Annotated in this window: 25 protein-coding genes and 2 pseudogenes; 14 read left to right on the top strand and 13 right to left on the bottom strand. The window is 63.2% G+C overall.

From position 1 onward, the window contains the following. The 3 genes and pseudogenes from D9599_RS27530 to D9599_RS27520 all read left to right on the top strand — a co-directional run. Positions 1 to 105: pseudogene (locus D9599_RS27530) on the top strand (IS5/IS1182 family transposase); the annotation flags it as partial. 1,434 nt (positions 106 to 1,539) lie between these two features. Beyond that, positions 1,540 to 1,977 (top strand): isoprenylcysteine carboxylmethyltransferase family protein, encoded by a 438-nt coding sequence (locus D9599_RS27525; protein WP_198384490.1) that lies wholly within the window; start codon positions 1,540 to 1,542, stop codon positions 1,975 to 1,977. A 14-nt stretch (positions 1,978 to 1,991) separates the two neighbouring features. Beyond that, positions 1,992 to 4,292 carry a bifunctional diguanylate cyclase/phosphodiesterase gene (locus D9599_RS27520; protein WP_198384489.1) on the top strand — a complete coding sequence of 767 codons (2,301 nt, stop codon included), beginning with the start codon at positions 1,992 to 1,994 and terminating at the stop codon, positions 4,290 to 4,292. A gap of 19 nt (positions 4,293 to 4,311) precedes the next feature. On the opposite strand, the gene D9599_RS27515 is transcribed toward D9599_RS27520, so the two are convergent. Both D9599_RS27515 and D9599_RS27510 read right to left on the bottom strand, forming a co-directional pair. Then, positions 4,312 to 4,818, bottom strand: coding sequence for an OmpW family outer membrane protein (locus tag D9599_RS27515; protein ID WP_309228731.1), 507 nt, complete (start codon positions 4,816 to 4,818; stop codon positions 4,312 to 4,314). Positions 4,819 to 5,136: 318 nt separating this feature from the next. Further along, positions 5,137 to 5,931 (bottom strand): N-acyl amino acid synthase FeeM domain-containing protein, encoded by a 795-nt coding sequence (locus tag D9599_RS27510; protein WP_232480993.1) that lies wholly within the window; start codon positions 5,929 to 5,931, stop codon positions 5,137 to 5,139. A gap of 283 nt (positions 5,932 to 6,214) precedes the next feature. Here D9599_RS27510 and D9599_RS27505 point away from each other — a divergent pair, with 283 nt between their 5' ends. After that, positions 6,215 to 6,436: a hypothetical protein gene (locus tag D9599_RS27505; RefSeq protein ID WP_198384487.1), complete on the top strand. Its 222-nt coding sequence runs from the start codon at positions 6,215 to 6,217 to the stop codon at positions 6,434 to 6,436. 239 nt (positions 6,437 to 6,675) lie between these two features. Here the strand turns inward: D9599_RS27505 and D9599_RS27500 are convergent, their stop codons facing one another. The 6 genes from D9599_RS27500 to D9599_RS27475 form a co-directional block, all read right to left on the bottom strand. Beyond that, positions 6,676 to 7,137, bottom strand: coding sequence for an IS6 family transposase (locus tag D9599_RS27500; protein WP_375373085.1), 462 nt, complete (start codon positions 7,135 to 7,137; stop codon positions 6,676 to 6,678). Between the two features lie 240 nt (positions 7,138 to 7,377). Continuing rightward, on the bottom strand, positions 7,378 to 9,288 hold the full coding sequence (locus tag D9599_RS27495) for a bifunctional diguanylate cyclase/phosphodiesterase (RefSeq protein ID WP_198384486.1): 1,911 nt from the start codon (positions 9,286 to 9,288) through the stop codon (positions 7,378 to 7,380). Positions 9,289 to 9,355: 67 nt separating this feature from the next. Continuing rightward, the gene (locus D9599_RS27490; RefSeq protein ID WP_198384485.1) at positions 9,356 to 9,676 is read right to left on the bottom strand and encodes an HU family DNA-binding protein; all 321 of its coding nucleotides are present in this window, start codon (positions 9,674 to 9,676) and stop codon (positions 9,356 to 9,358) included. 142 nt (positions 9,677 to 9,818) lie between these two features. After that, the gene (locus D9599_RS27485) at positions 9,819 to 10,367 is read right to left on the bottom strand and encodes a molybdopterin-dependent oxidoreductase (protein ID WP_198384484.1); all 549 of its coding nucleotides are present in this window, start codon (positions 10,365 to 10,367) and stop codon (positions 9,819 to 9,821) included. Between the two features lie 33 nt (positions 10,368 to 10,400). Continuing rightward, positions 10,401 to 11,072, bottom strand: coding sequence for a GTP cyclohydrolase I (gene folE / locus D9599_RS27480; protein WP_198384483.1), 672 nt, complete (start codon positions 11,070 to 11,072; stop codon positions 10,401 to 10,403). Positions 11,073 to 11,147: 75 nt separating this feature from the next. Then, positions 11,148 to 11,492, bottom strand: coding sequence for a 6-carboxytetrahydropterin synthase (locus D9599_RS27475; protein WP_232480998.1), 345 nt, complete (start codon positions 11,490 to 11,492; stop codon positions 11,148 to 11,150). A gap of 411 nt (positions 11,493 to 11,903) precedes the next feature. Here D9599_RS27475 and D9599_RS27470 point away from each other — a divergent pair, with 411 nt between their 5' ends. After that, a complete protein-coding gene (locus D9599_RS27470) occupies positions 11,904 to 12,188 on the top strand; it encodes a hypothetical protein (protein WP_198384481.1) in 285 nt (94 codons plus the stop codon). A 756-nt stretch (positions 12,189 to 12,944) separates the two neighbouring features. Next, positions 12,945 to 13,298: a DUF6152 family protein gene (locus tag D9599_RS27465; protein WP_232480991.1), complete on the top strand. Its 354-nt coding sequence runs from the start codon at positions 12,945 to 12,947 to the stop codon at positions 13,296 to 13,298. On the opposite strand, the gene D9599_RS27460 is transcribed toward D9599_RS27465, so the two are convergent. Continuing rightward, entirely contained in the window at positions 13,274 to 13,696 is a 423-nt protein-coding gene (locus tag D9599_RS27460) for a hypothetical protein (RefSeq protein ID WP_198384480.1), read from the bottom strand. The genes D9599_RS27465 and D9599_RS27460 overlap by 25 nt on opposite strands. A gap of 226 nt (positions 13,697 to 13,922) precedes the next feature. Between D9599_RS27460 and D9599_RS27455 the strand changes: the two genes are divergently transcribed. After that, positions 13,923 to 14,648: an IS6 family transposase gene (locus D9599_RS27455; protein ID WP_198384479.1), complete on the top strand. Its 726-nt coding sequence runs from the start codon at positions 13,923 to 13,925 to the stop codon at positions 14,646 to 14,648. On the opposite strand, the gene D9599_RS27450 is transcribed toward D9599_RS27455, so the two are convergent. Further along, a complete protein-coding gene (locus tag D9599_RS27450) occupies positions 14,645 to 15,190 on the bottom strand; it encodes an IS5 family transposase (RefSeq protein WP_232480990.1) in 546 nt (181 codons plus the stop codon). The genes D9599_RS27455 and D9599_RS27450 overlap by 4 nt on opposite strands. Positions 15,191 to 15,674: 484 nt before the next feature. Continuing rightward, positions 15,675 to 16,580: a LysR substrate-binding domain-containing protein gene (locus tag D9599_RS27445; protein ID WP_198384477.1), complete on the bottom strand. Its 906-nt coding sequence runs from the start codon at positions 16,578 to 16,580 to the stop codon at positions 15,675 to 15,677. Between the two features lie 242 nt (positions 16,581 to 16,822). Here D9599_RS27445 and D9599_RS27440 point away from each other — a divergent pair, with 242 nt between their 5' ends. The 6 genes from D9599_RS27440 (at position 16,823) to argH (ending at position 22,867) form a co-directional block, all read left to right on the top strand. Further along, the gene (locus D9599_RS27440) at positions 16,823 to 17,947 is read left to right on the top strand and encodes an FAD-binding oxidoreductase (RefSeq protein ID WP_198384476.1); all 1,125 of its coding nucleotides are present in this window, start codon (positions 16,823 to 16,825) and stop codon (positions 17,945 to 17,947) included. Then, on the top strand, positions 17,928 to 18,236 hold the full coding sequence (locus tag D9599_RS27435; protein WP_198384475.1) for a (2Fe-2S)-binding protein: 309 nt from the start codon (positions 17,928 to 17,930) through the stop codon (positions 18,234 to 18,236). Before D9599_RS27440 ends, D9599_RS27435 begins: the two co-directional genes overlap by 20 nt. Then, positions 18,233 to 19,621, top strand: coding sequence for an NAD(P)/FAD-dependent oxidoreductase (locus D9599_RS27430; RefSeq protein ID WP_198384474.1), 1,389 nt, complete (start codon positions 18,233 to 18,235; stop codon positions 19,619 to 19,621). Before D9599_RS27435 ends, D9599_RS27430 begins: the two co-directional genes overlap by 4 nt. Positions 19,622 to 19,673: 52 nt before the next feature. Beyond that, on the top strand, positions 19,674 to 20,027 hold the full coding sequence (locus D9599_RS27425) for a RidA family protein (protein WP_198384473.1): 354 nt from the start codon (positions 19,674 to 19,676) through the stop codon (positions 20,025 to 20,027). Positions 20,028 to 20,360: 333 nt separating this feature from the next. Next, positions 20,361 to 21,185 carry a tripartite tricarboxylate transporter substrate binding protein gene (locus tag D9599_RS27420; RefSeq protein WP_198384472.1) on the top strand — a complete coding sequence of 275 codons (825 nt, stop codon included), beginning with the start codon at positions 20,361 to 20,363 and terminating at the stop codon, positions 21,183 to 21,185. Positions 21,186 to 21,322: 137 nt separating this feature from the next. Continuing rightward, a complete protein-coding gene (gene argH / locus D9599_RS27415; protein ID WP_198384471.1) occupies positions 21,323 to 22,867 on the top strand; it encodes an argininosuccinate lyase in 1,545 nt (514 codons plus the stop codon). Between the two features lie 62 nt (positions 22,868 to 22,929). On the opposite strand, the gene D9599_RS27410 is transcribed toward argH, so the two are convergent. Then, positions 22,930 to 23,532 carry a 2-hydroxychromene-2-carboxylate isomerase gene (locus D9599_RS27410; protein ID WP_198384470.1) on the bottom strand — a complete coding sequence of 201 codons (603 nt, stop codon included), beginning with the start codon at positions 23,530 to 23,532 and terminating at the stop codon, positions 22,930 to 22,932. A 41-nt stretch (positions 23,533 to 23,573) separates the two neighbouring features. Further along, positions 23,574 to 23,789 (bottom strand): annotated as a pseudogene (locus D9599_RS27405) (transposase); the annotation flags it as partial. A 161-nt stretch (positions 23,790 to 23,950) separates the two neighbouring features. Here D9599_RS27405 and D9599_RS27400 point away from each other — a divergent pair. After that, positions 23,951 to 24,370 (top strand): ester cyclase, encoded by a 420-nt coding sequence (locus D9599_RS27400; protein WP_198384469.1) that lies wholly within the window; start codon positions 23,951 to 23,953, stop codon positions 24,368 to 24,370. Positions 24,371 to 24,440: the final 70 nt, after the last annotated feature.

Here is a 24,440-nt window from a genome sequence, read left to right as displayed (position 1 = left end):
AAGGACTGGCGCCGCATCGCCATGCGCTACGACCGATGCGCCCACACCTTCATGTCCGCCATCTGCCTCGCAGCCACCGTACTCTTCTGGATCAATGAGGCCTGACCCTAGCTATGGCGTGGGCCACTGGCGGGTGATAGTTTTGTCCTGAATGCACAACGAGCGAGCAGGCTCTGATCAGCCACCTAGCCCAGCTTTGCTCTTGCGTCGGGCAGGCACAATCTTCTGCATCTGTGTCTTCGTAGCGCTGCTTCTTGATAATCTCACGCGCGAAAAACGCCTTCGGCCCGCCGATACCGAAGCGCTTCAGCGGCTCCAAACTTCTGTACTAGGCGCTCTGAACTCCAGCGAGCCGAGAGTAATCCGACTTGCGGAGTACAATGACGATCACTTCTCGGGCGTCTGCATCATCCATGAGTACATCGACGGATATGCCAGCTTAAGTCGGAGGCTGCAGGACCTCCACCTGCCACAAAAGGGCGGTCCGAGCACCGAAGACGGTCAGTATGCACTGGGCTTCGCTGCACCAAGCCGGGTGGGCTTCGTTTTCCTACCACGAGCCAAGGTTCTGGTCTTGCCAGAGAGCGGCTGCTTTTCGGTCGAGAATGCAGTCGTTGAAACTACGCCACGCCGGGATCGAAGGCCTCCCACCCTACGCCTGATGCAAGCGCCACCCCTAATTAACGGGTCCTGACCCTAGTGGGCCTTGCGAACAACTGAATATGCTGCGGCGCAGCAAACGCTATGGTGCCTGTGACGAGCGACCCGTTGGTTCAGGGCTTTCGAGGCGCCACAAGGCGGGAATGCATGGTTCCCGACGCTTGGTTTTTTCGGGTTCGTCGCCGACCATTGTCCTGCACAATTTTCGTGGTTTGGGCCGTTCCGTCATTGTAACCACTGCCGCTACCCAGGCTTCCGAATGGTGGCTTGGATGGGACGGCTGGCACTTGGGGGTGTGACCCTCAGCTGCTGGCCGTTCTTGTAAGCACGCATAGCATTGCGACCGGCGCGAAGTTCATCACAGAGAATGATGGCATGGCTTGGGTGAAGCTGAAGGACGCCTTCCACTAGCAACTACTGACATGCGCCGTAGTTCGACCAGGCACAGCATCAGCTTCAATTCGGTGCCGGCATTCCGAAAACTGGCTCAACCTCAGAGCGGTTCGATTTGAGTTCGAGCGCAGCGACCTCCTGACACATGTAGGGTAGACGCGCCGCTTCTCGCGAGGACGCCGTTGCAGTGCGACGGGGCTGAGATGCGGGCAGGAGCCTGGGCGTGGCTCGTTTTGGCAACACAGTAAGATGTCTCCACAACGGAATGTGCACAAAATTCCGGCTGTGCAAGCTGCACCTGGCGTGCGCGCCACTGAATTTCGCGTAATAGTTGAAGGTGTGTAGCCCCTACGTCGAGGAGCCAGATTTCATGACGGACGTCCAATGTTGACAGCTGCTACAACAACCGTCGGTTTTATTACTTTTTGTTCATTCGCTTGGGCCTTGAAGCACCATTTCCGGATTGAGGGTGGAATGCCCTCAAGGATGCGCAAGCTCTCCGCATGCAGCACCGCAGCATTCCTACTCTTTGTCGTACTCATTTCCTTCTTCGGCGTTGATTTCGGCAAGGGCATCGCTGCGATAGCACTGTTCCTGGCGAGTGGCCTGCTGTTCTGGTGGACCATCCGCGCGACAAAGGCGCGGCCGCCCGCGATCGCTCATACCAACAACGTTCCAACTATGATTTACGCGGACGGTCCTTACGCGTATGTCAGACATCCTTTTTACCTTGCGTACAGTCTTGGCTGGCTTGCTACCGCCCTGGCGGGCGGTCCGATCCAGTGGATTCCTGCCATCCTTCTAATTGCCTGGTATTATAAAACGGCTCATGAGGAGGAGGAGCATTTCGCCAGCTCAGACTTGGCCGCGGAGTATGCGCGGTATCGGGATAAAACCGGCTTAATCTTGCCGCGTGTGCTCTGATGGAGCCTACCAGCATGCGTAAGCTTGTTGTCTGGACTGGGCGCATTTTCCGCACGATCCGGGAAGCATTTATCGTCCGTATGCCCAGGAGTGAACAAGAAGCGGCGGTTATGCGTGATCAGTGCAACCTTCTATTTCTGCTCTGCCTGCTTTTCTCCGCCGCCGGCGTTGTCAATGTAATTATTAACTCCCTGGCCTTCGGAGTGTCCGGCGAGCCGGTCATGATGATGATGGTTGCGGCTGTTGTTCTGCTTTATGGAGCGATAATCGGAGCAGCCCTGCGTTGGCATCGGAATAAGGATGACTACCGATTTCTTAAACGCGCCCAGCTTCTCTATACTTGCTTAGGATTCGCCTGGGGAACAACTATCACCTTATTCGCAATAAACGGCCGGCCGGATCAAACTGTTCTATTGCTCGGTCTTGCCGCAGGTGTCGTTTCAACACCTATCATCAGCGTTCCCATGGCCGTTGCTTTCGGCTTTTTCATTCCCAGTGCTTTGCTCTCAATTTACGGCGTCGGCTTTGCCATGCCCCACGCCGATATCTTCTCAGCAACAGCTTTCATATCTTTCTGTGCCTACGCCACGCTCGGCATCATTTTTACCAATATTACTTTCAGCGGTCGCTCTGAGGCTCGCGCCGCTTTGCAGCGGGAGATTGAGACGGTCAACGTGTTCTTGCGCGAGTATGAGGAGGGCTCTCCCGATTGGCTTTGGCAAACCGATCGCGACGGGCGGGTAAGAAAGGCCACGGCGCGGATGGCTGATGCCCTCGGGCTGACGCCGATGATTGCGAATGGGAAGATGCTGCCCAAGCTAATTTCGACTTCATCCCAAAATAGGGGAGCGGAAGATCGGGTCCACCAGGACTTGGCTGACTACTTTAGAGAGCGCCAAGCATTTCGCGAATTGCTGGTCCATTGCGAAGACGCGCATGGAACGCGCTGGTTCCGCTTGACAGGCCATCCGATCTTTGACGAAGACGGCGGCATCTCGGGTTTTCGTGGCATCGGCCGTGATGTGACGTCCGGCCATGAGGCCAGTGAGAAGGCGATCTTCCTGGCCAGCCACGACAGCCTGACTGGGTTGCTCAACCGCCGCTCCTTCGTGGAAGGCGTCGAGACACTCTGCGCCGAGAAGCGCTCCTTCGCTCTTGCCATGATTGATCTCGATAACTTCAAAGGAGTCAACGACACCTATGGGCACCAGGCTGGTGATAGGCTCCTCCAGAATGTCGCCGGTCGGATACATCAGGCGATCCGCCCGCAGGATACTGCTGCGCGGCTGGGCGGCGACGAGTTCGCGGTACTCATTGCTGGAGTCGATGGAGAGGAAGGCTTAACAATCGCTCAGAGGCTAGCCCTTCGTCTTTGCGAAAATTTCGAGTCAGACGGCGTCACCATCCGTCCAGGGGCGAGCATTGGTATCAGCACTTGCCCTAAGGATGCGCGTGACCCACAGCGGCTGATGATGCTGGCCGATCTTGCACTCTACAAAGCCAAGGAGGAGGGTAAGGGCAGAGCCTGCTTGTTCGATCGATGGATCGAGGAAGAGCATCACAGCCTGATCAGTCGGGAAGCCGAGTTGAGCGAAGCAATCAGCGCAGGCCAGATCGGTCTCCTCTATCAGCCGATTGTCGATCTTAAGTCTCAACGCATTGTTTCAGCAGAGGCGTTGGTTCGCTGGAATCACCCAACTCGAGGCACCATCCCGCCGAGCGACTTTATCAAAACCGCGGAAAAGTCTGATTTAATGGAGGAACTCGGCCGGTTAATCCTCCAACTCGCCTGCCACGATGCTGCCCAGTGGCCAGCGCTGATTCAGGTCAACGTCAATCTGTCGCCGCGCCAATTACGTTCGGGCAATTTCCCGCGGATCCTTGTACAGGTACTTAAAGACAGCGGGCTACCACCCGAACGTCTCGCCATTGAAATCACCGAAAGCGTCCTCCTCGACCACGATGAGCGAACTATGGGCCAGCTTGACGCGATCCGGAAACTCGGCGTGAAGCTTATCTTGGACGACTTCGGTACGGGTTACTCATCCCTCACCTACCTGCATGAGGTGGAAGTGAGCGGCATCAAGATCGACGCTGCTTTCACCCGGAAGCTACCGGAGAGGAAAGTTGCCGTGATCTACCGAATGATCGCCCGTCTAGCGATGGATTTGAACATCTACGTGGTTGCCGAGGGCGTCGAGGAGCCCAGCCAAGTGGAATGGCTCAATGAAAATGGCATCCGTTTTGCGCAAGGATATTTGCTTGGTCGTCCCTCGCCGTCACCACCCACCACAAGGATCGAATATCTGGCCTGAATGGTGGACCCATCCGCCTTCAAAACCTGTACGAAAGGCCGAGTGTTGCGGATACTGGGTCGGGATCGATGCTTACTCGGATTGGAGCGCCAGCAGCCACGCCTTTGGAGTCAAAGGACAGCCATGTTTTACGGACATCTACGAAAGCCGAAAGGCTGCTCGTAAAGTGTAACTGGCCACCGACCTGCACGTAAGGTCCAGCGTTGTCCGCAACACGCAATTCGGACAACGCGCCCGCTCGCGTCCTGAAGATCGCCGTGTAGTTTAATCCAGCTCCCAAGAACGGCTCGAACCGGCCGAGAGTGAAAGGATGATATTGTACCCCGGCCATTACCGCGCCGTAGGTCACCTTCCGCAGCAGCCCTTGGCCTGCAAAGTCGCCGCGACCATAGAGTGCGACCGTCGGAGGCAGCCCACCAAGGACCGACACACTCCAGTCTGGTGCGAAACGCCAACCCAGTTCTGCTGCTGCGAAGGAAACATCGCCGAGCGCCACGCGAGCCCCTTCCTGAGCCTGCCCAGCCACAGCGGCTCGGCCCGTGGTCCGGTAGGATGCCACCCCATAGCCCAGCCGAACGAAGAATGGCGTTTCCCCGTCCGAAACCCCTTGAGAGAGGCTCGGACGTGCTGCTGCGCCAACGGCGATCAGACAAGTAGTGGCAAACAGACAGACCAGACGACTACTGGAGTGCAAGATGGATATCCCGCGTAGGCTCGACAGGTTGGCTACCACGTTACGCGTGCGCGCGGAACTGCAATCCCGTCGAATTGCTGTGGCGTATAGCTAACCAACGAGGATTGGAGTGGACTGAGGCCACTCCTGGATGAAAGCGGCCTCGCCGACTCAGCGGCTCAGGAACAGCCTTACCTCCCCTCCCTTGTAGAACGCCTCCAAGTTCTTTGTGGCGTCTGTCATCGGGTCAATCATCGGCACCTTCGTGCGAACCTGATCATAGCGCTGCCGGTCACTCGCCATGAGTTGCATCTGGCAGGTAAGGCCAGGATAAGGCCGCGGCTCAGAGGCGTTCGAATAGCCAAGGCGCTTGTAGAACGGAGCGTGGTTCGATCTGACGCAGGCCAGAAAGATCTGAGTGTGGTGGCAAAGGGCGATGTAACCGGCAATGCGATAGAGTAGGAAAACCAGCCCCTGGTTATTCTCGGCCTCAGGGCTGCGAACGAGACGCGTCACTTCAATAGCCCGCCCATGGAAAGCATCGTTGGGGCGACCATTCAAGAGCGCCAGGACCTCGGTCGGGAATGTATCCATGGCAGGCGAAGTGTAGTTCGACCCGAGTTCAAGCCGACAGACGCGAACCGAGGCAACTGGAACCTCGTCGTCATAGAGCACGACGGTGTCTGCATTTACCATCTCGTCGTAATGGTCATGAAATTGGCCCGATGGGTGCTCGCTGATGAACCCGCCAGCCAGGTAGCTACGGTACCGTAAGCGGTACGCATCGTCCCGAACCTTCGCCGAAACGGCAGCCCGCGCAATGTATGACGCACCTCTCGCTGATGTGCCTGGTACGACTCGACGCTTTGGCGGCGCGTTCGGCTGAACAAGTTCAGTCTGCGCTGGACTTACCATCGTCAGCGGCTGGCCGGTCGATACAGCACCTTGGTCGTTTTGATGAAGCATCTAAAGTCTCCTGTCTGGGTCTCTGTCCCAGAAGGAAGGTAGCCATCCTGCCAAGTCGAAGCATCAGCATCTTGTTTCGAGAGCGCTCTGAGCGCTTCTGTCGCCGCAGCCGTAATGAAAGTTTGCAGAGATCGAGTGCAGAGGTCGAATCAGCACAAAACTGGCTTAATCAAATTTGAAGGACATGGTTGCGGCTACTCATACAAGATCTACCCCGCGTGCGAAGGCCACATCATGGTAGCTACATTTGGTTGTGCAGACCGGCGCGGTGAGGATAGAGGCGATGTTTAAGGCCGTTCGAAGCGTCACGGACTTTCGAAGTCTGGATGAAGCAGAGATCCTCATCGGTTACATGGATGGTATGGCTGGCGTCGTGGGCGAGAAGGACATGACCACGTCGTACTGGCATGGATGGCGCAATGGAGCGGTCGACGCAGGTTTCATCGAGCCTGATCAGGCCCAGCTTCAACTTGAGGAGGAATTCGCAAAACTAGCCGAAATGTAAAGCTGGAGACGAAGATTGTGTTGTAGAAATTGAAGCGGCCCGCAGTTCGTCTGGATAGCAGGCGGATCAGGCAGTAACCTGAAACAGCTCGGCGACGAAGGTGGCTTGGGCCCGCAGGTCATGCACGTTGGTCTTTCGTAGCTGCCCCCTCATCACCATCGCCATCACCTCGTAGTCTGGCAGTGTTCATCGAGCCGTATGGAAATTGCCGAAGCCGAGCCCCGCTTTGACGAGGCGTTTCACGTGCCGATGGTCTTGTTCCACGATGTTATTGAGAAGCTGGATTGACGGGAGCAAGAAAAGCGCCACAGCTCGCCGTCCTCCTTCAGCTGCTCGATCGCACACGGGTAGGCCAGGTTCTTGTCCACCGTGATGGTGCGTGGGTTCACCGTGTGCGGCTGCCCGAGCGCGTTGCGAAGGATGCGCTTTGCAACCTCGGCGTCCCGCTTGACCGAGAGCAGGAAGTCGATCGTCTGGCCGCGGCTGTCGACCGCCCGGTACAGGTACATCCAGCGGCCCTTCACCCGCACACAGGTCTCGTCGACCCTCCACGAGCCGTTGCTCGGCCGCAGATGCGGCCGGATGCGCTTATCGATCTCCGGCGCGTAAGCCTGGACCCAGCGGAAGAGGATGGTATGTGCGACTTCCACGCCGCGGTCCTGAAGCATCAGTTCGAGATTGCGGTAGCTGACCGGGAACATGAGGCATCAGCGGACCGCCCAGAGGATCCTCGGCGGTGAACTGCCGAACTTTGGAGGACTAATCCGGGCTCCCCAAGACCGCTTTCCGGCGTCTCGCCATGCCGAGGTTCGTACCTGCTCAGGGTGGCCCCGCAACGCCGCAACAGAACCCCCGGCCTAGCCGGCGAGGAGATGATAGTAAGGCGTGAAGCTGCTAATGCCTAAAAAGCCCGGTTCTCGAGATCAACCTGCCCATTCCGTCTAAGTGACCCTGCTGCGCATTACTTGAGGCACGCCAGTCAGCCGCTCGGGTGGAATGCGGCCACCGAGCGATACCGTCACGATCCGCTCGGCGTCGCGTACAGCCTGCACAACATCGCCCACAACGGCTGGCTTCGCGAGCAGGTAGCCTTGGACCAGTGACACGCCGCACTCCGCGACGGCGCAGAGCTGCTCCACCGTCTCAACACCCTCCGCCACCACCCTGACGTCGAGTGCGCAACCGAAGTCGGCGATGAGGCGAACCATGTGCGCCGCAGTAGGGTCAGTGCCGATGTTCGCGACCAGGGATCGATCGATCTTCATGCCGGTGAAGGGAAGCTGACGCAGGGTCGAGAGTGAGCCGTGCCCGGCGCCGAAGTCGTCGAGCGAGATCCGGGCGCCGAGGGCGCGAATGCCCTCGACCGCCTCCCTGGCGCGGCTGACGTCCCCCCCAAAAGCGGTCTCGGTCATCTCGATGACGAGCCGGGCCGCGGGTAGCCCGCTCGTCGCGAGGGCGTCCTCGACCATGGCAACGACGTCGACCAACCCGAACGAGAGGGCCGAGACATTGATGGAGACCAGCCACGGCTCGGGCCAGCCTGCCGCGGCCTTGCAGGCAGCCGCCAGCACCCATCGATCCAGGTGAGCGATCAGGCCCAGGCGCTCGGCCAGTGTCACGAACTCGCTGGCGGAAATGGAGCCGTCCGGTCCGAGGTCCCACCGCACCAGGGCTTCCAGCGACGAGGTTCGCTGCGTGCTGAGGGCGACCACTGGCTGGAAGACGAGGGTGAAGGGCTCCGAGCCAACCGGCACGAGTGCCCGGCGCAGCCTGTCCGCCAGGCTTATCAGGCCGATCCCCGAGCCGCTCCCGTGGACGGACAACCCCGGTTCGCTGCTTGGCCCCTCGCCGGACTGGTCCGGTAGGTGGCCAGCTTGTCGGGTGGTGCCGCGGCCGGCGCGCTTGGCGTCGTAGAGCGCAACGTCCGCGAGATGAACGAGCTCCTGAGGGCTTCCTGCGTGGTCGGGAAGCACGGCAATACCGATCGAGGTGCGCAGGGGCACGGTCTGGCCGTCGATCATGAAGGTGTCGGCCATAGCGGCGTGGATGCGCTCGGCCAGGGAGAAGCGAGCCTCGGCGGTCGCCATGCCCGGGCAGATCAGGGCGAACTCGTCGCCACCCAGGCGGAAAGCGCAGTCACCGGACCGGATCGCCGCCTGAAGTCGCCTGCCGACCTCCTGCAGGGCGAGGTCGCCGCCGGGGTGGCCGAAGACGTCGTTGATGCCCTTGAAGCCATCGAGGTCGAGGAGGAAGAGGGCGACGCTTTCGCTGCCAAACGGCTTGAGCGACGTCTCGAACTCACGCCTGTTGCCCAGGCTGGTCAAGGGATCGGACCGCGCATCCTGCTCCAGGCGCCGCATCATGCCGTGCAGCCGGATCGCGGCCGAGACGCCGGTCGCGAGATCCCGCAGCGAGGCGATCTCGTCCTCGTTCAGGAGTCGTGACTTTTGGTCAGCGATGCTGAGCGTGCCGACCGCGTGGCCGTCTTCCCCGATCAGGGAGACTCCAGCGTAGAAGCGGATCCTGCTGGCGCCGAGGACGTTGGGATTGTCGCAGAAACGAGGATCCAGCCGGGCATCCGGAACCCAGAGTACCTCATCCGGCTGGAGGATCACGTAGGCGGAGAAGGACGCATCCCGCGACGTCTCGTTCATCGGCAGCCCGACGGTTGCCTTGAACCACTGGCGCTCCGCATCCACGAGGGAGATCGCGGCCAGAGGCACGGCAAAGAGCCGGCTCGCGACGCGCACGAAGCTGTTGAAGACCTCGCTTGCCGGGGTGTCGAGCAGGTCGAGCGAGCGAAGGGCGACGAGGCGCTCGGCCTCATCGGACGGTAGCGGAGCGGACGGCACAGCGAACCTCCAAAATCAACCGGCGAGCGGCAGGCGTGTGCCCTCGGCGTGAGCGGCAGGTGAACCCTCAGCTCGCCTTGCTCTTGGCCGCTTTGCGCTTGGCCTTCTTGGCGCCCGCGAAGGCCGCCTCCTTGAGCGCGGGGCTGGCCTTGAACCTCACGGTTGCGCCGGCCTTGACCTGAACCTTCTCGCCCGTGCGCGGGTTCAGTGCCGAGCGCTTGGCCGTCTCGCGCACGGTGAAGGTGCCGAAGTCCGGAAGGGAGAAGCGGCCGTTCTCCACGATTTCCTCCTTGATGGCAGCAATCAGGTCCGCGGCGAGCTGCGCAGAAGCGACGCCCGTCATCTCCGAGGACTGCTGGATGACATCGGTGAGGAACTTCTTCGACAAGGCCCTGTCCTTTTGCGTTGAGCAAGCCTGCACTTGATGGAAGTGCTGTTGCTATCTACATCATTGCAAGTCCAGCTGGTAGATAGTTCGTGCCCTGTCCACTCGTGGGAGCGCACTTCCAGGTCAGGCTTCGGTGCAGCAGTCAGCGGATGATGAGCTGCACAACCGACCAAGCGGAGCGATCGTAGTAGAGCCTCGTTCGGAGTTCGAGGGCGGAGTCAAAGGGATAGATGATGAAGAGTGGCCCTTGATCGCGGACCCGCATCGGTGCGCCGTCCTTGTGGGTGGCCAGCAACACGCCGAAGCGCGTGAAGTCCGACAACGGGAGGTCGACCGAGTAATCGTTGAGTGCAAAGGCGGTTACCGTGTCACCAGTTGGCCTGACGGCCTCCATCAGAGCTGCCATGGGAACGCCGTCGAAGCGAACTGGGCCGTCATGCCAAGGGGTACTGGTGACGATCGTCGCTGAACCCATAGTGTTAAGCATGGGGCGGTCGAACTTTGCCACACCGTCCCCATTCGTCGCCTGGATCTTTCCGCTAATCGTCAGAAGCGGCGACTGCGTAGGATGCGGAAGAGATGAGGCGCGCCGCGGCGCCTGGGCCTGAGCCCGCGCAGGACCCGTCGTCGTGACCCCGGCGGTACCAATCAAGGCAGGCAAAGCGCGCCTCCCCACCATTGGGTTCGTCACGGTGGGATCCCTTCGGAGTCCGTCTGAGTGGGCTCAGCGCGCCGGGTTATCGATCAAAGCGCACTCACGGAGGAACTCATCCTTGAGCGCCGGCGCTTCCGAGAAAGCTCCGAAATAGGCGCTGGTCACCATCCGGCCATTTGCCGCACGAACACCACGTTGCATCCGGCACATGTGGGCCGCACTGATGCGAACCGCGAGGCCATGGGGCTTCGTGTTCTCCCACAGGAAATCGCCGATCTGCCGGACGAGTTCCTCCTGCGTCTGCAGGCGTGAGGCGAAGTGATCGACAACCCGATCGTACTTGGAGAGCCCGAGCACCTTCCCTTCGGCGGAGGGCAGCACGCCGATGTAGGCTTCCCCGCGTATAGGCAGAAGGTGATGTGCGCAGGTTGAGCGGACCTCGATCGGGCCAGTCACAATCATGCCCTGGTAGACGAGACGGTTCTCGAAGTCCGTCAGCTCGGGCGGCGCGACGGCGCGGCCACGCATCAGCTCCTCGACGAACATCTTGGCCACCCGCCGCGGCGTGCCGCGGGTGTTTGGATCATTCCGATGATCAACACGGAGGATTTCAAGCAGCTCCTCTACCTTCTCGGCGGCCGCACAGATCATCGTCTCCCGCTCACCGGGGGACAGGGGCTGGTCCAGTGCCTCGTTGGCGGCGCTGGCGCGCGATTGCAGACGCCGGAGTGCAATGCTCACAGAAGAACTCCTCTGATGACGAAGAAGCGTAGAAGCCAGGGGACTCAGATCGCCTACTGGCAACGGCAAGGGTGGTCAGTGCCGGTTGCGGAACACCACGCCCTCGGCAGCGCCCTCGAGGCCACGGCGCACCTCAATGCGATCGATGCCATGGATCTCTTCGTCCAGGCGGCGACAAACCCAGCCGGCCACGTTCTCCAGGGTCGGGATCTCGAGACCTTCGATGTCATTCAGATAGCTGTGGTCCAGGCGGGCGCGCAGGCTGGCAATCACCGGCTCGACCTCAAGAAGATCATGGGACCAACCGAAAACCGGATGCGGCTCACCAGTCAGGACGACCTTGACCTTGAAGGTGTGTCCATGGAGCGGCGTGTCGGGTGTTGTCTTGTGCGCAGCCTCGAAGGTGAACTCGTGGAACATCTCGATCACGGGCCGAACCTTAATCTCTGTTGAGCAGGGATTGCAGGCGAGAAACACGCGCATTCCGTGCGGCAGGACGCAAAGTACAACCATTATCCTAGCGATTTCAACTTTTTTTGATGGGCGTATTTCAGAGGGTCAGCCCTCTCTTGACTACTTTGCCCTCCCGCGCCGCCCGGGCCCATATCGTCTAGGTGGCTTAGGGCCAAGCCGCTTGGTCGCCTGTCTGCCGGCTCTTGAGAGATCTTGGATCACATAGAACGCTCAGCACGCGAACGTCTTCCTTTCGGGCGACCAACCCAGTAGAAACTCACAATTCCGTGATCTCTGCTGGTGCTGTCTGCCCTGGAGAAGTTCATGCGGTTTCTTGGTCGTGGAACTGAGCTCTTCTCCCAATTCCAGGAGAGTTGCGTGCTGACCACGCCCCTGCAGCAAGCCGAGCTTGTTGTGCTCAGTGAGGATGGAGACCGGGGCGGAAGCCGCTACAGTTATCGCGATGTGGCCATCCACTCGAACAAGAGCAGCACACGCCACTGGTTCTTTCTGCCTTCCCACCCGTCCTGTGCGGATGGCCGCTGGGGGGAGCAAAGCTGTCTTCCACTGATCACGGCCGCCATCGATGCGTGGCTCGATCGCGGGCAGGCAACGTGGCAATCCGTCGCGGCCTCGCCGAACTGGAGCAGGGAAGCTGCCTGACGAACGATCCTCGGCGATCTCGGTCTGCGCGGCCAGGAGGGAGGGCCAGGCACAGCGTCGGTAGAATGTCGGCCCTACCTGGCTTATGTCGAATCCATCACCGCCCCGCCGCACGCTGCTTCGCGCGACGAGAGTTCGGTCGCGACCGCCCGGACGCTGGCGCGCCTGGCAGGAGCAGCTGAAGCGGGTGCCGGATCTCGCCCAAGCGCGAGGCAATCGTCGGCGCCCCTAACATGCCGCTGCTGCGGGCAGCACTGCGCCAGCAACCGGCCGAGCCGCTGGCTCAGCGGGGAATCGGGCGGCGCTAGAGGGCGGAGTGGTGGTGCCAATCAGCCCCTCGCCGGCGTCGGACAGCGTTCTGGCAGGGCTGCGCGGACTGTCGCTGCTGCGGCAGGTGGTGGCGATCCACGCATGCGCTCGGGGGCGGCGGTGATGCTCGCGCTGCTACGTCGGCTCGCCTGGCCGGTAGCAGGCACCTCCGGGGCGGACCCCCTCGGGCAGATCTTAGCCGATGCCGCCTTGTCCCGCATTCCGGGGCTCAAGCAGAATTGGCGCCGCCCTGCCGGGCTGAGGGCTGATTGCGCTCCGCATCAGGCGGGTCGTGAGGTCACCGCCCAGGCCTACTCCCCCATTGGGGCGGGGCAGTAGTTCTCCACGACGCTGCGCTGGCCGTGCTACTTGGTGGACGGTAAGCAATGGGTGGAGGCTCCCGTGACAGGCAAAGTATCCAGGCGCGTGCTAGGAACCGCTGGCGTCTTGGTCATCCTTGGCATGGCCGGCCGTCTGACGGGCGCCGCCGCGCATCACGGCTGGTCCTGGGCGGAGGACGAGCAGCAGGAACTCCGTGGGACTATCCGCGAGGTCTATGTCGGTCAGCCCCATCCCACTCTCCGCGTCGATGTTCCCGGCGACGGTCTCTGGCTGGTGGAACTCGGAAACCCTAACCAGACCGCAAGGGCCGGCTTCGACGGGAACTCGGCCAAGGCCGGTGACACGGTCCAGGCCCTTGGCAACCGCGCCCGGGACCGTAGTGAGCGCCGGATGAAGGCTGTGCGCCTGCAGGTGCGTGAACGGACCTACGACATCTACCCCGAGCGCATCCGGAGCTGAGGCTCACCCTGCTCGAGCTTCTTCAGGGTCTGGCCGCCTGGCCGGTCGCACTGGCTCTCTCGCGCTCGGCCATCGCTTACCCGCTGGTCAACGCCGCTCACATTCTTGCACTTGCTCTGCTCTTCGGCGGCATCGCTGTCCTGGACCTGCGCATCCTTGGATTGTTCCGCGGCAGCCCGCTGGGCGCGCTCGCAGGACCCTTGATGCGGGTCGCCGCCTGCGGTCTTGTGCTTGCTGCGGCCACCGGCTTCCTTCTCTTCAGCACCCGGCCGCTCACCTACGCCGAGAACCCAGCCTTTCTCTTGAAGCTCGGGCTGATTGGGCTTGCCATGTTGAACGTTGCCGTCGTCCACACGAATCCCGAATGGCAGGTCGCGCTCACCGGCGGGGCGGTGCATGGCTCTTTGCGTGCCTCAGCTGCTGTGTCGCTCCTCATATGGGCCGCCGTGGTGCTGGCCGGCCGCTGGATTGGATTCCTTCAGTAAGGCCATTCGAGGAAGCGAGTAGAACAGTGACCGAGTGCACCCTCTACGATGGCTGCTCGGTCGGACGGTTTGTACGGCATAGTCAAGTTGGCTGGCCCCCAGCTTGCCCGATCGGCCCACCACCGGGTAGTCGGCTGGGATGACTACCCCCGCCGCCTGCCCCAGCTTCGCCGGTTACCGCTTCCCGGCCGAGATCATCAGCCAAGCCGTATGGCTCTACTTCCGTTTTCCGCTCAGCTTGCGGATGGTCGAGGAGATGCTGGCGTTCCGCGGCATCGTGGTTAGCCACGAAACACTGCGGCAATGGGGTCGCAAGTTCGGCCAGGCTTTTGCCAACGGGATCCGCCGCCGGTTGCCCCGCGCAGGTGACAAGTGGCACCTGGATGAGGTCGTCCTCAAGATTAACGGCGTGACGCACTGGCTTTGGCGTGCCGTTGACCAAGCCGGGATGGTGCTCGATGTGCTGGTCCAGAGCCGCCGGGATAAGCAAGCTGCTAGGCGGCTACTCAGAAAGCTGCTGAAGCGGCAGATGCGGCCACCGCGGGTCATGATCACCGACAAGCTGGCCAGCTACGGCGCCGCGAAGAAGGAGGTGATGCCCTCCGTCGAGCACCGCCAGCACAAGGTGCTGAACAACCGGGCCGAGAACTCACATCAGCCGACGCGACGACGAGAGCGGCAGATGAAACGTTTCAAGTCAGCGGGCCAGGCGCAGCGCTTCCTCTCCGCCCACGACGGAATCAACAACCTCTTTCATCTTCGCCGCGAGTCCGTCACTGCCAGGGAGTACCGCGCTGCAAGGGCGCGAGCGTACGACGTGTGGTCTCAAATCAGCGGGTCGCCGCGCAGGCTTGATCGCCTTTAATCCGCTGCTGTTCTGTCAGCCTCGTCGCCCCGACGCCGGCAAGTTGACGATGCCGGGACGATGACGCCGGCTGCTGGGTATCGTGCGGCAACCCCGGCGTAGACGTCGTCCCGGTCGTAGGCCCCGTCACCGGTGACGGACGCCACCGGCCCGCCGACCTGATCAAGCAGAGGCCCGACCTGCGAGCCGTCATCGGTATCCTTGTCGGTCAGCGCCGACGCGACAATCCGCCCGGTGTTAGCGTTGGTGGCAAGATGGAGCTTGCGCCACCCGCGCCGCGTCCTCGAGCCGTGCTTCACCACGAGCCACTCGCCGGGGCCGCAGAGCTTCAACCTCGTGCTGTCCACCAGCAGGTGCACGGGCTCGCGTCCATGGCGCGGACGCGGCACCTCCAGCGTCTCGGCCCGGCGGCTGATCGTGCTGTGGTCGGGCACGGCGAGGTCGAGCCCGAGCAGGGCGATGATGGAGGCGATAAGGCCTTCCGTCTGGCGCAGCGCCAGGCGGAACACCGCACGTGGGGTCAGCGCCGTGCTGATTGCCAAAGCGGAGTAGCGGGGCTGACCACCACGACCAGTGTGAGGCTCTGCACCCCACGCCTTAATGCCTCCTCCGTGAACCACGCGGTAAGGCTGCCGCGGGCGTGCAGACCCGCCCCGTAAGAGGGCCAGTTCGTCACCCGGTGCCGCTGCTTTGGGATGCGGTGCCGGCGATCGGCATTGGCCTTGTACGGCATGGCGGGCGCCCCATCAGCAATCGAGGGTCTGCCCTCACGCCAGCCTACCCGAGGATGACCAACCGGACGACCCATGCACCAATGTCTCACAGATGGGCTGCGCAGCTATGGTGTCGCGCACGGAAGATCTTGCCCATGTGCAGCATCAGACCAGTCGGTACCTGAACAACCGTGCCGAGAACTCCCATAGGGCGAGGCGACGTCGAGAACGTCAGATGCACTGCAACTGTAATGCCAAGCCGCTTGTGGAAGGCGGCTTGGCACGGGGATTTTCCCCTAGCCCCGGTTTCGAGTTAGCTCCATCTGTCGATCAGGGCAGTAGCGATTTCTTGCACAAACTCCTGGAATCGAGAGGCGGTGACCGAGAGCCGTCGACCCGGTGGCCCGAGAACATGAACCGGGAACTCGGTCGTAGGACGCAGCCTCCGTACTGCCGTCTGTCGCATGAATCCCATCGCAGATGCAGCACTGCAGACCGTAAACCCCAGGCCTTCGGCCACCATTTGACAGGCAGCCGCGCCATTCTGCGTCTCAGCCACGCGGGTCGGCGCGATGCCGTGCTGCTCGAATAAGTCGTCCACCACATCGCGAAGCCGGTACTGCCGCCCGAGCGAAATGTAGGGCTCGCTCTCAAGATCCTTGAGCTCCACGACCTGCTTGCGGGCTAAGGGATGCCGGAGAGGCAAGACGAGAACCCCCGGCAGGCGAAGGGTCGGTGCGGCGTCCAGTGCGGCGCCGCCTCCAAGGGGCAGAGCAAATCCGAGATCAGCTTGGCCTGTCTGAACGAGGTCATGCACCTCCATGGAGCTCACGACGCTGAGTGATACATGCGTGCCGCCCTCTCGGCTTGCAAACTGCGCGAGCAGGCGAGGCACGATCGAGTTGCCGAAGGACGGGTTTGCGGCCACGCGCAATTCCCCCATCCCGACGAAGCGCATGTCGTTGGCGAGGCGATCCACGCGCTTGGCCGCGGCAAAAAAGCGCGCGACCTCCGCCTCGAGGAGATGCGCCTCATGCGTGGCCAGCAGGCGGCGCCGGCTGCGGTCGAACAGCACAACGCCTGTTTCCTCCTCGAGGGCCCGCAGGAGCTTTGTCACAGCCGGTTGCGAGAGAGACAGGATTTCGGCCGCCCGCGTCACCGATCCCCCATGCATCACGGCGCGGAAAGCCTCCAGCTGATGCAGGCGTCGCGGGGTCACTTCGCTACTCCAGAGAATGGAACCGGGAGGAATATGAATTTGCGGCGCCGATGACAACGGTGCCAGTCTCCAACTGTCATAAAGACGCCGGTCAGCGCAGGCAGGGCTGTCCTGCCCTGGGGAGAAGAGGAAATGCGGATCTCATCGCCAGCCCTGTATCGCCCTCTCCCGACCGCCAAGGGAGGCCGGCCGTCCCCCTGCCCTCGCGTCGGGCATAGCCGATGCCTGCGGGAATACCGGACATGACCGTGACCTACGACACCATCGTGGTTGGCGGGGGCTTGGTCGGCACCGCCATCGCCTACGGCTTGCAGAAGCGCGGGCTGTCCACCCTGCTGCTCGACGAGGGTGACGTGGCGCACCGGGCCAGCCGGGGCAACTTCGGCCTGGTCTGGGTGCAATCGAAGGGTCTGGGCGCCCCTCACTACCAGCGCTGGACGCGTGGCTCGGCCGATGCTTGGCCAGGCTTGGCAGCGGAGCTGGAAGGGCGGACCGGGCTGAACCTCGGGCTGCATCAGCCGGGCGGGCTGCACATCTGCCTCTCTGGCGAGGAGTTCGAGCAGCGCATCGCCTATATGGAGCGGCTCCAGCGCGAGGCAGGGAACCTCGGCCTCGAGTACCGCATGCTAGACCACGCGGAAACGGCCGCCATGCTCCCAGGCATCGGGCCGGCCGTCGTCGGGGCAAGCTGGACGCCCTATGACGGGCATGCGAGCCCACTTTTCCTGATGCGGTCCCTGCATTCGGCGTTCACTGAGGCCGGCGGCATCTACCGCCCCAATGCCGGTGTTTCGCAGGGCAAGGCCGCTCCGCGCGACTTCGCGGTAGAGGCCGAAGGCGAGACGCACCGCGCCCCACGTATCGTCCTCGCCGCCGGGCTCGGCAACGCGGCGCTCGCGCCTTTGTTCGGGCTGGAGACGCCGGTACGCCCCCAGCGTGGCCAGATCCTCGTGACGGAGCGGGCCCGCCAGCTCCTGCCCATACCGACCACCAGCATCCGCCAGACCGACGAGGGCTCGCTGATGATCGGTGACAGCAAGGAGGAGGCAGGCTTCGACAGCGTTAGTCAGACGCCGGAGATCATGCAAAGCATGGCGCGGCGGGCCGTGCTCACCTTTCCCTGGATCGCGGAGCTCAACATCGTGCGCGCTTGGTCGGCGCTGCGCGTCATGGCCCCGGACGGGCTGCCAATCTACGACGAGTCCAGCCGCTTCCCGGGTGCCTTTACCGCCAACTGTCATTCTGGCGTCACCCTCGCGGGGGCGCATGCCGACATCCTCGCCCCGATGATCATCACCGGCGCGCTGGCGCCGGACCTGGCCCCCTTCAGCGCGAGGCGCTTCCACGATGTTCGTTCAGCGGCCTGAAGCCCGTCCAGCCACGGTGGAGGTCTTCGTGGAAGGCCTTCCCGTCCTCCTGCCGGAGGGCGCGTCCGCGGCCGCGGCGGTGCTGTTGGCCGGCCTGCCCGCCATCCGGGAGACGCCCGTGAAGGGCTCCCCTCGCCTGCCCTACTGCATGATGGGCATCTGCTTTGACTGCCTTGCCGAGATCGACGGGGTGGCAAACCGCCAAGCCTGCATGGTGCCGGTGGCTCCGGGAATGCGGATTGCGCCGCAGCGGGGCGCGCGACATGCCCGCCTGGAGGCTGAGGTATGAGGCGCTACGACTTGGCGATCGTGGGCGCTGGGCCGGCGGGCATGGCAGCGGCGGTCGAGGCTGCCTCGCTCGGCGTATCCGTGCTGGTGGTGGACGAGCAGCTCGCTCCGGGTGGCCAGGTCTTTCGCTCGGTGGAATCCGCCGCCGGAGACCCGGCACTCGCCGGAGAGTTCCTGGATGCCGGCGGCGCGCTCGCCCGCGGCTTTCGCGCGGCGCTCGGGGCTGGCGGAGGGATCGAGTACAGTCCGCGCACGACCCTGTGGCATGTCGACCTCGAGGCGGGAGTGATCTCCGTCCTGCGGGATCGCCGGTCCGAGGAGATTGCCGCCTCCCGCGTCCTTCTCGCCACCGGCGCGCAGGAGCGGCCTGTTCCGATCCCCGGCTGGACCCTGCCGGGCGTGATGGGCGCGGGCGCCGCCCAGATCTTGCTGAAGACGGCGGGCGCTGTGCCGGGCGGGCCGTTGGTGCTGGCCGGGCAAGGACCGCTGACCTGGCTTCTTGCCGTCCAGCTCCTCCGCGCCGGCGCCGGGCCAATAACGATGCTGGAGACCGGCGGCAAGGGCGCGCTGTGGGACGCCTTCCGGGCTGGCGGCCTGTGGACCGGCCGCCGCTTGCTGACCAAGGGTGTCGGCTTGGTCCGGGAGGCGCGGCGGCGAGGCTTGCGCGTGGTGCGTAGCGTGCGGGATCTGCGCGCCGAAGGCGACGGGCGCGTGCAGCGCGTGCGCTGGGCCGGCGGCGAGACCGCCTGCGATATGCTGCTGCTGCATGAGGGCGTCATCCCCACCACCCATGTCACCCGCGCCCTCGGGCTGGAGCATCGTTGGGACGAGGGGCAGCTCTGCTGGCGGCCCGTGCTGGACGAATGGGGTGCCACAAGCCACGGGCTGGTCGCCGTAGCCGGCGATGGTGGCGGGATCGGCGGCTGGGAGGCAGCAGCGGCCACGGGGCGGATTGCCGCGATCGACGCCGCGTGGCGACTGGGTCGGCTTCCGGAAGACGAAGCCACACGCCGAGCCGCGCCTCACCGCCAGACCCTGGCAGCGGCTCTCGCGCTGCGGCCGTTCCTGGACCGCCTCTACGCCCCCGCGCCGGAGGTGCTGGCGCCGAGCGACGATGCGACCATCGTCTGCCGCTGCGAGGAGATCAACGCGGGACAGGTCCGCCATGCCGCGAAGCTGGGTGCGACGGGCCCGAACCAAGCCAAGGCCTACCTCCGCGCCGGCATGGGACCTTGTCAGGGGCGCATGTGCGGCACCACCGTGGCAGCGCTGATCGCGCAGGAGCGCGGTATTTCCATCGCGGAAGCCGGCGCTCTTCGGCCGCGGGCGCCCTTCAAACCACTGACAGTGGGCGAAATGGCCGGTCTGCCCGCCGAGGCGGAGTGACCGTGCTCAGCTCGCCCGCCGCCAGCATCATCGCAATGAGAGGATCCACCCCATGATCAGACGACACACCCGCACCCCCATCATGCACCGCGTCGTCGAGCATGGAGGCGTGCTCTATTTCGGGGGCATCGTCGCGGATGACCGCTCCAAGGATATGGCGGGGCAGACGCAGGACATCCTGGAGAAGGTCGGCCAACTGCTGCAGGAAAACGGCAGCGACCGGACCCGGCTCCTCGCGGCCACGATCTACGTCACGGACATGTCCCAGAAGGACGCAATGAACGCGGCCTGGACCGCTTGGTTCGGCGCCGATGACCTGCCCACCCGCGCGACGGTGGGGGTCAATGAGCTTGGCCCGGGAGCCCTGCTTGAGATCGTGGTCACGGCCGCGGCAGGCCGCTCCTAGCCGCCACGCATTGTCGGTGGGGGCGTGCGGGCACCGAGCGCCCGCCTCCACCAATAATCCGGAGCCCTCGCCGATCGAGGGCGTGGCCGGAAGCCGGTAATCGGCATCGACCCGGGCCAACCGGGCGGATCGGGATAAAGCCAGGCGACGGAAGCTTCCTTGAAGGAGTGGGTGACGATGAACCGCAAGATTGTGGGCGCGCTTGCCGCGTCGCTTGTCCTCGCCGCCGGTATGACCGGAGCAGCCCAAGCCCAGGGGACCTGGCCTGATCGGCCCATCCGCATGATCGTCCCCTTCCCGCCCGGCGGTGGGACGGACGCTCTGGCCCGCGTCGTGGCGGCCCATCTGCAGACCGTGCTCGGGCAGCCTGTTCCGGTCGAGAACCGCAGCGGCGGATCTGGGGTGGTCGGGACCGAGGCGATCGCCCGCGCCGCGCCGGATGGCTACACCATCGCCATGACCGCGAGTGGGCCGATGACCATCCTGCCGCAGATGATGCCGAACCCGCCCTACGATCCCGTAAGGTCCTTTGCGCACGTTGCCCTGCCCTCCGTGACTCCCTTGTTCGCGGTGGTGCCGCCATCCTCGCCAGCCCGCAGCCTCAGCGGCCTCGTCGATCTGGCCCGGCAGCGCGCTGGCCAGCTGAACTACTGCTCGATCGGTGTGGCTTCGCCCTCGCATCTCTCGGCGGAGATCTTTCTCCGGTCGTTCAATTTGAAAATGGAGCACATTCCCCATCGTGGCAGCGCTCCGGCCCTGACCGACACGATTGCCGGCCATTGCGACCTGCTTTTTGACAGCGGCACCTCATCGACGCCGCAAATTAGGCAGGGCGCGTTGCGGGCACTCGGCGTCAGCGCGGCGCAGCGCCTTTCCGGCTTTCCGGACGTTCCCACCATCGCCGAGCAGGGCGCGCCCAGCTTTGAGACGAGCACCTGGTCCGCCGTCATCGCGCCGGCAGGTACGCCTGCTCCCATTGTGGAGCGGCTCAATCAGGAAATTCGGCGCCTCGCCGCCATGCCGGCGGAGCGCGAGCGCGTGATGAGCCAGGGCGGCTTGCCGGTCGACCTCTCCCCGGCAGAGTTCACTCGCTTCCTTGAGCGTGAGATCGAGAGCTGGGGGCAGGTCATTCGCGCAGGAAATATTCAGCTTCAATGAGATGTCTTCCGCGGCGGGCTGCCGAAGCCGGATGACCGTGAGCGCGGTGGGTGGGAGGTGGGGGATTTCGCTGCCTGCCACCCAGTGCAGATGCCCACCCAGGACAGTGACCCCGGTGTGAAATGAGGGAAGCGCGGATGACATCTGGCCAGCACGACCAGGCTCAGGCAACCGAAGCGGCGCGAGGCTCGTCGAAGGTGAGCGGCTTCCTCCAGGAGCCGTTGGCGCAAGGCATCATCGACGGCATCGTCGGTCCACGACTGAAGCGGACCTTCGCCGATGCCGTGCGCTGGTTCCCGATGATCAACCGAGCCCACCTCGTCATGCTGGTCGAGCAGGGGCTAATTGAGCCGGCGATCGCCGGCCGGCTGCTGTTGCATATCGCGGCACTCGAAGCCGAGGGACCGGCCGCCTTCGAGCTCGACCCTGAGCGCGAGGATCCCTGGTTCAACTACGAGGCGGAGCTGACCCGCCGTGCCGGCCCCGAGGCCGGGCGCCTTCATGTGGCGCGGTCCAGGAATGATTTGAAATCCACCCAGGATCGTTTGCGAGCCCGCGAGTTGGGCGAGGCGATCCTGCGCACCTGCCTGGATCTGCGGCAAACCTTGCTCCAGAGGGTTCGCGCGGAGGTGGACACCATCATGCCAGGCTACACCCACCTGCAGCACGCCCAGCCGATGACCTTCGGCTGGTATCTACTCGGAGTAGAGGCTGCGTTGGCGCGCGACGCTAACCGTATTGAGGACGCCTTGAAACGCATGGATGAATGCCCTCTTGGCGCAGGGGCATTTGCCGGAACCCGGCTCCCGATTAATCGCGAACGGGTCGCCGGGCTTCTGGGCTTTTCACGAGCCCAGCCACACCCCTTGGATGCCGTCGGCAACCCTGACGCGGTGATCGAACTGGCAAGTGTCGGGACACAGCTGTCGATGACTATCGGCCGCATGAGCCAGGACTTCTATCTCTGGTCGACCTACGAATTCGGCATGCTGGAGTTCCCGGATCGGGTCGCGAGCACCTCATCCATCATGCCGCAGAAAAAGAATCTGACAGTCCTGGAGAACCTCAAAGCACGTCCGGCGGCTCTCCTCGGCGCCATGGTGACCGGCATCACCGCCCTTCGCGCCGTTCCCTTCGGCCACAGCCAGGAGGTCACGGTCGAGGCCGGCCGTTGGCTCTGGGAGGCGCTGGAAGAACTCCGGGCAATGCTGCCGGCGGCCTCTGTCGTAGTGGAATGCGCCACCCCGAAGAAGGCCAGAATGCGAGATCTGGTGAGCGCGAACTTCGCCACTGCCACCGCGGTTGCTGACCTCCTGAGCACCAGCTACGGCCTACCCTTCCGCGAGGCTCACCACGTGACTGGGCGCTACGTGCGGCTGTCGATGGATGGGGCCGACCCTGAGACGGCGCTCCGCTCGGCTTACACCGAGGAAACCGGCCACGTCCTCCAGGACATTGCTCCCCTCCTGGCCGAAGTGTTGAACCCAAAGTGCATGCTGGAGGCAACAACCGGCTGCGGGCCTAACCGAGCTGAGACGATCCGTCTGCACGGTGGTGCGCAGTCACGGTTGCAGGCTGACTATAGGGCCGCCGAGATCCGCCACGAGACACAAGAGGCCTCAGCGAAGGCCCTCGCTCTAGCTTGCGAGGACCTTACTCGCACCTCTTCGACCTCGACCTAATCCCGAAGCAGCGTGGTCCGCCCGGTCGGGCTAGGCCTTGTTAGCGGCTGAAGGTTAGTGACTTACGCCTTGGTTTGCCGGGACCAGGCGATGGCGTCCTCCAGGTGATCATCGCCCCAGAAAATTTCGTCGGCCACCACGAAGGTCGGCGCTCCGAAGATGCCGATGTTCCGGGCCTCTTCGGTCGCAGCGTCAAGCTCAAGGGTTACCTCAGGGCTGTCGGCAAGCGCGAGGATGCGGTCGATCTCACCTTCCTGCCCAGCGTCGGCCAGGGATCGCCAGAGATTCTCTTCGCCGCCGTTGCCAATGCCCTCGGTAAACCAGAGGCGGTAGGCTGCGCGCAGGTAAGAGGCGCCCCACCCCTCCCGCACTCCGACGAGCGCCACTCTGTTTGCCCGAACCGGGTCTGGCGCCGGATAGGCGAATGGCATTCGAAGCGGAAGCCCTCGTGCCACGGCGCGGCGTTCGATGTCACGGTACATGTAGCGCATCTTCGCCGTACCCTCGGTAAAAGGGCGCGACATTGTCCCAGTCAGGGCGCCGACGTTCTTGAATGGGCGGAGACGGACCGGGATCTCACCGACGGCTACCTCGTATCGGGCTACCGTGAGGCCTGTGTAGGTGCTCCCCATCGTGAACCAGAAGTCGATCACCGCAGCAGCCACGGAGCTCCTCCCGCTTTTTCCGTGGGCAACTCTACACAGCCCTAATGCCCGATCCAATCGAGTGTGGTGGTAAGCTGGAGAACACGAAGGAAGGATGAGGCGGTCTTCTCATCGCGTGTCGCGACAGTGCGCCACTCCTTCAGCGTCGCCCAAAGGGGCTCGCCGCGGTTGCGGTTGTTGTAGATCCAGGCGGGGCAGGTGCTTGGAGCTTCGTTCATCTTGGGCGGGATTGCGGGCTGCGCGCCGAGGTTCCAGACGTGCTCGCGGAAGACTTAACTGGAGTGGCCGCGGTCGGCCACATCCTCGGGAGCAAAGCGGACCATTTCCTTATAGATGCGGCCTGCTTCCCTCGGATAAGCTGCTGCCAGAACTGGGGTCGCGAACCTGCCCTGCCCGGAGCACAAGAGGGAATAAGCAGATGGCGTCCATCACGCAAACCGCACAGGCTTTCTTCGAGACTTGCGAGTTCGGTGGAGGATGGCAGGGATGCGCCGCCTACTGTCACCCAGATGCAAGCTTTGCATGCCAAGCCGACGCGCTGGGCGATGTCCGAACCCTTCAGGCCTACACGGAGTGGATGAAGGGCCTGCTCGGCTTCATGCCGGACGGTCGCTACACTCTGAAATCCTTCGCCGCCGATGAAGCCCGGCACAACGTCGTGGCTTTCGCGACTTTTCACGGCAGCCATACCGGAGAGGGTGGCCCGATGCCGCCGACTGGCAAGCACACGGATACGGACTACGTTTATGTGATGGACTTCGGTGGCGAGAAGATCCGGCACATGACGAAGATTTGGAACGACGGTCGTGCCATCCGTGAGTTGGGCTGGACTGGCTGAGGCGCGGCGCTTCGAATTGTGGGCAGGCGCTAACAGAACTTAACATTACGCGGTCGAGACTTGTAGGCGC

Source organism: Roseomonas sp. KE2513 (genome assembly GCF_016107305.1).
Classification (GTDB): domain Bacteria; phylum Pseudomonadota; class Alphaproteobacteria; order Acetobacterales; family Acetobacteraceae; genus Roseomonas.
The sequence above is the reverse complement of the archived record's forward strand: the minus strand, read 5'-3'. Positions and strand labels throughout refer to the sequence as shown.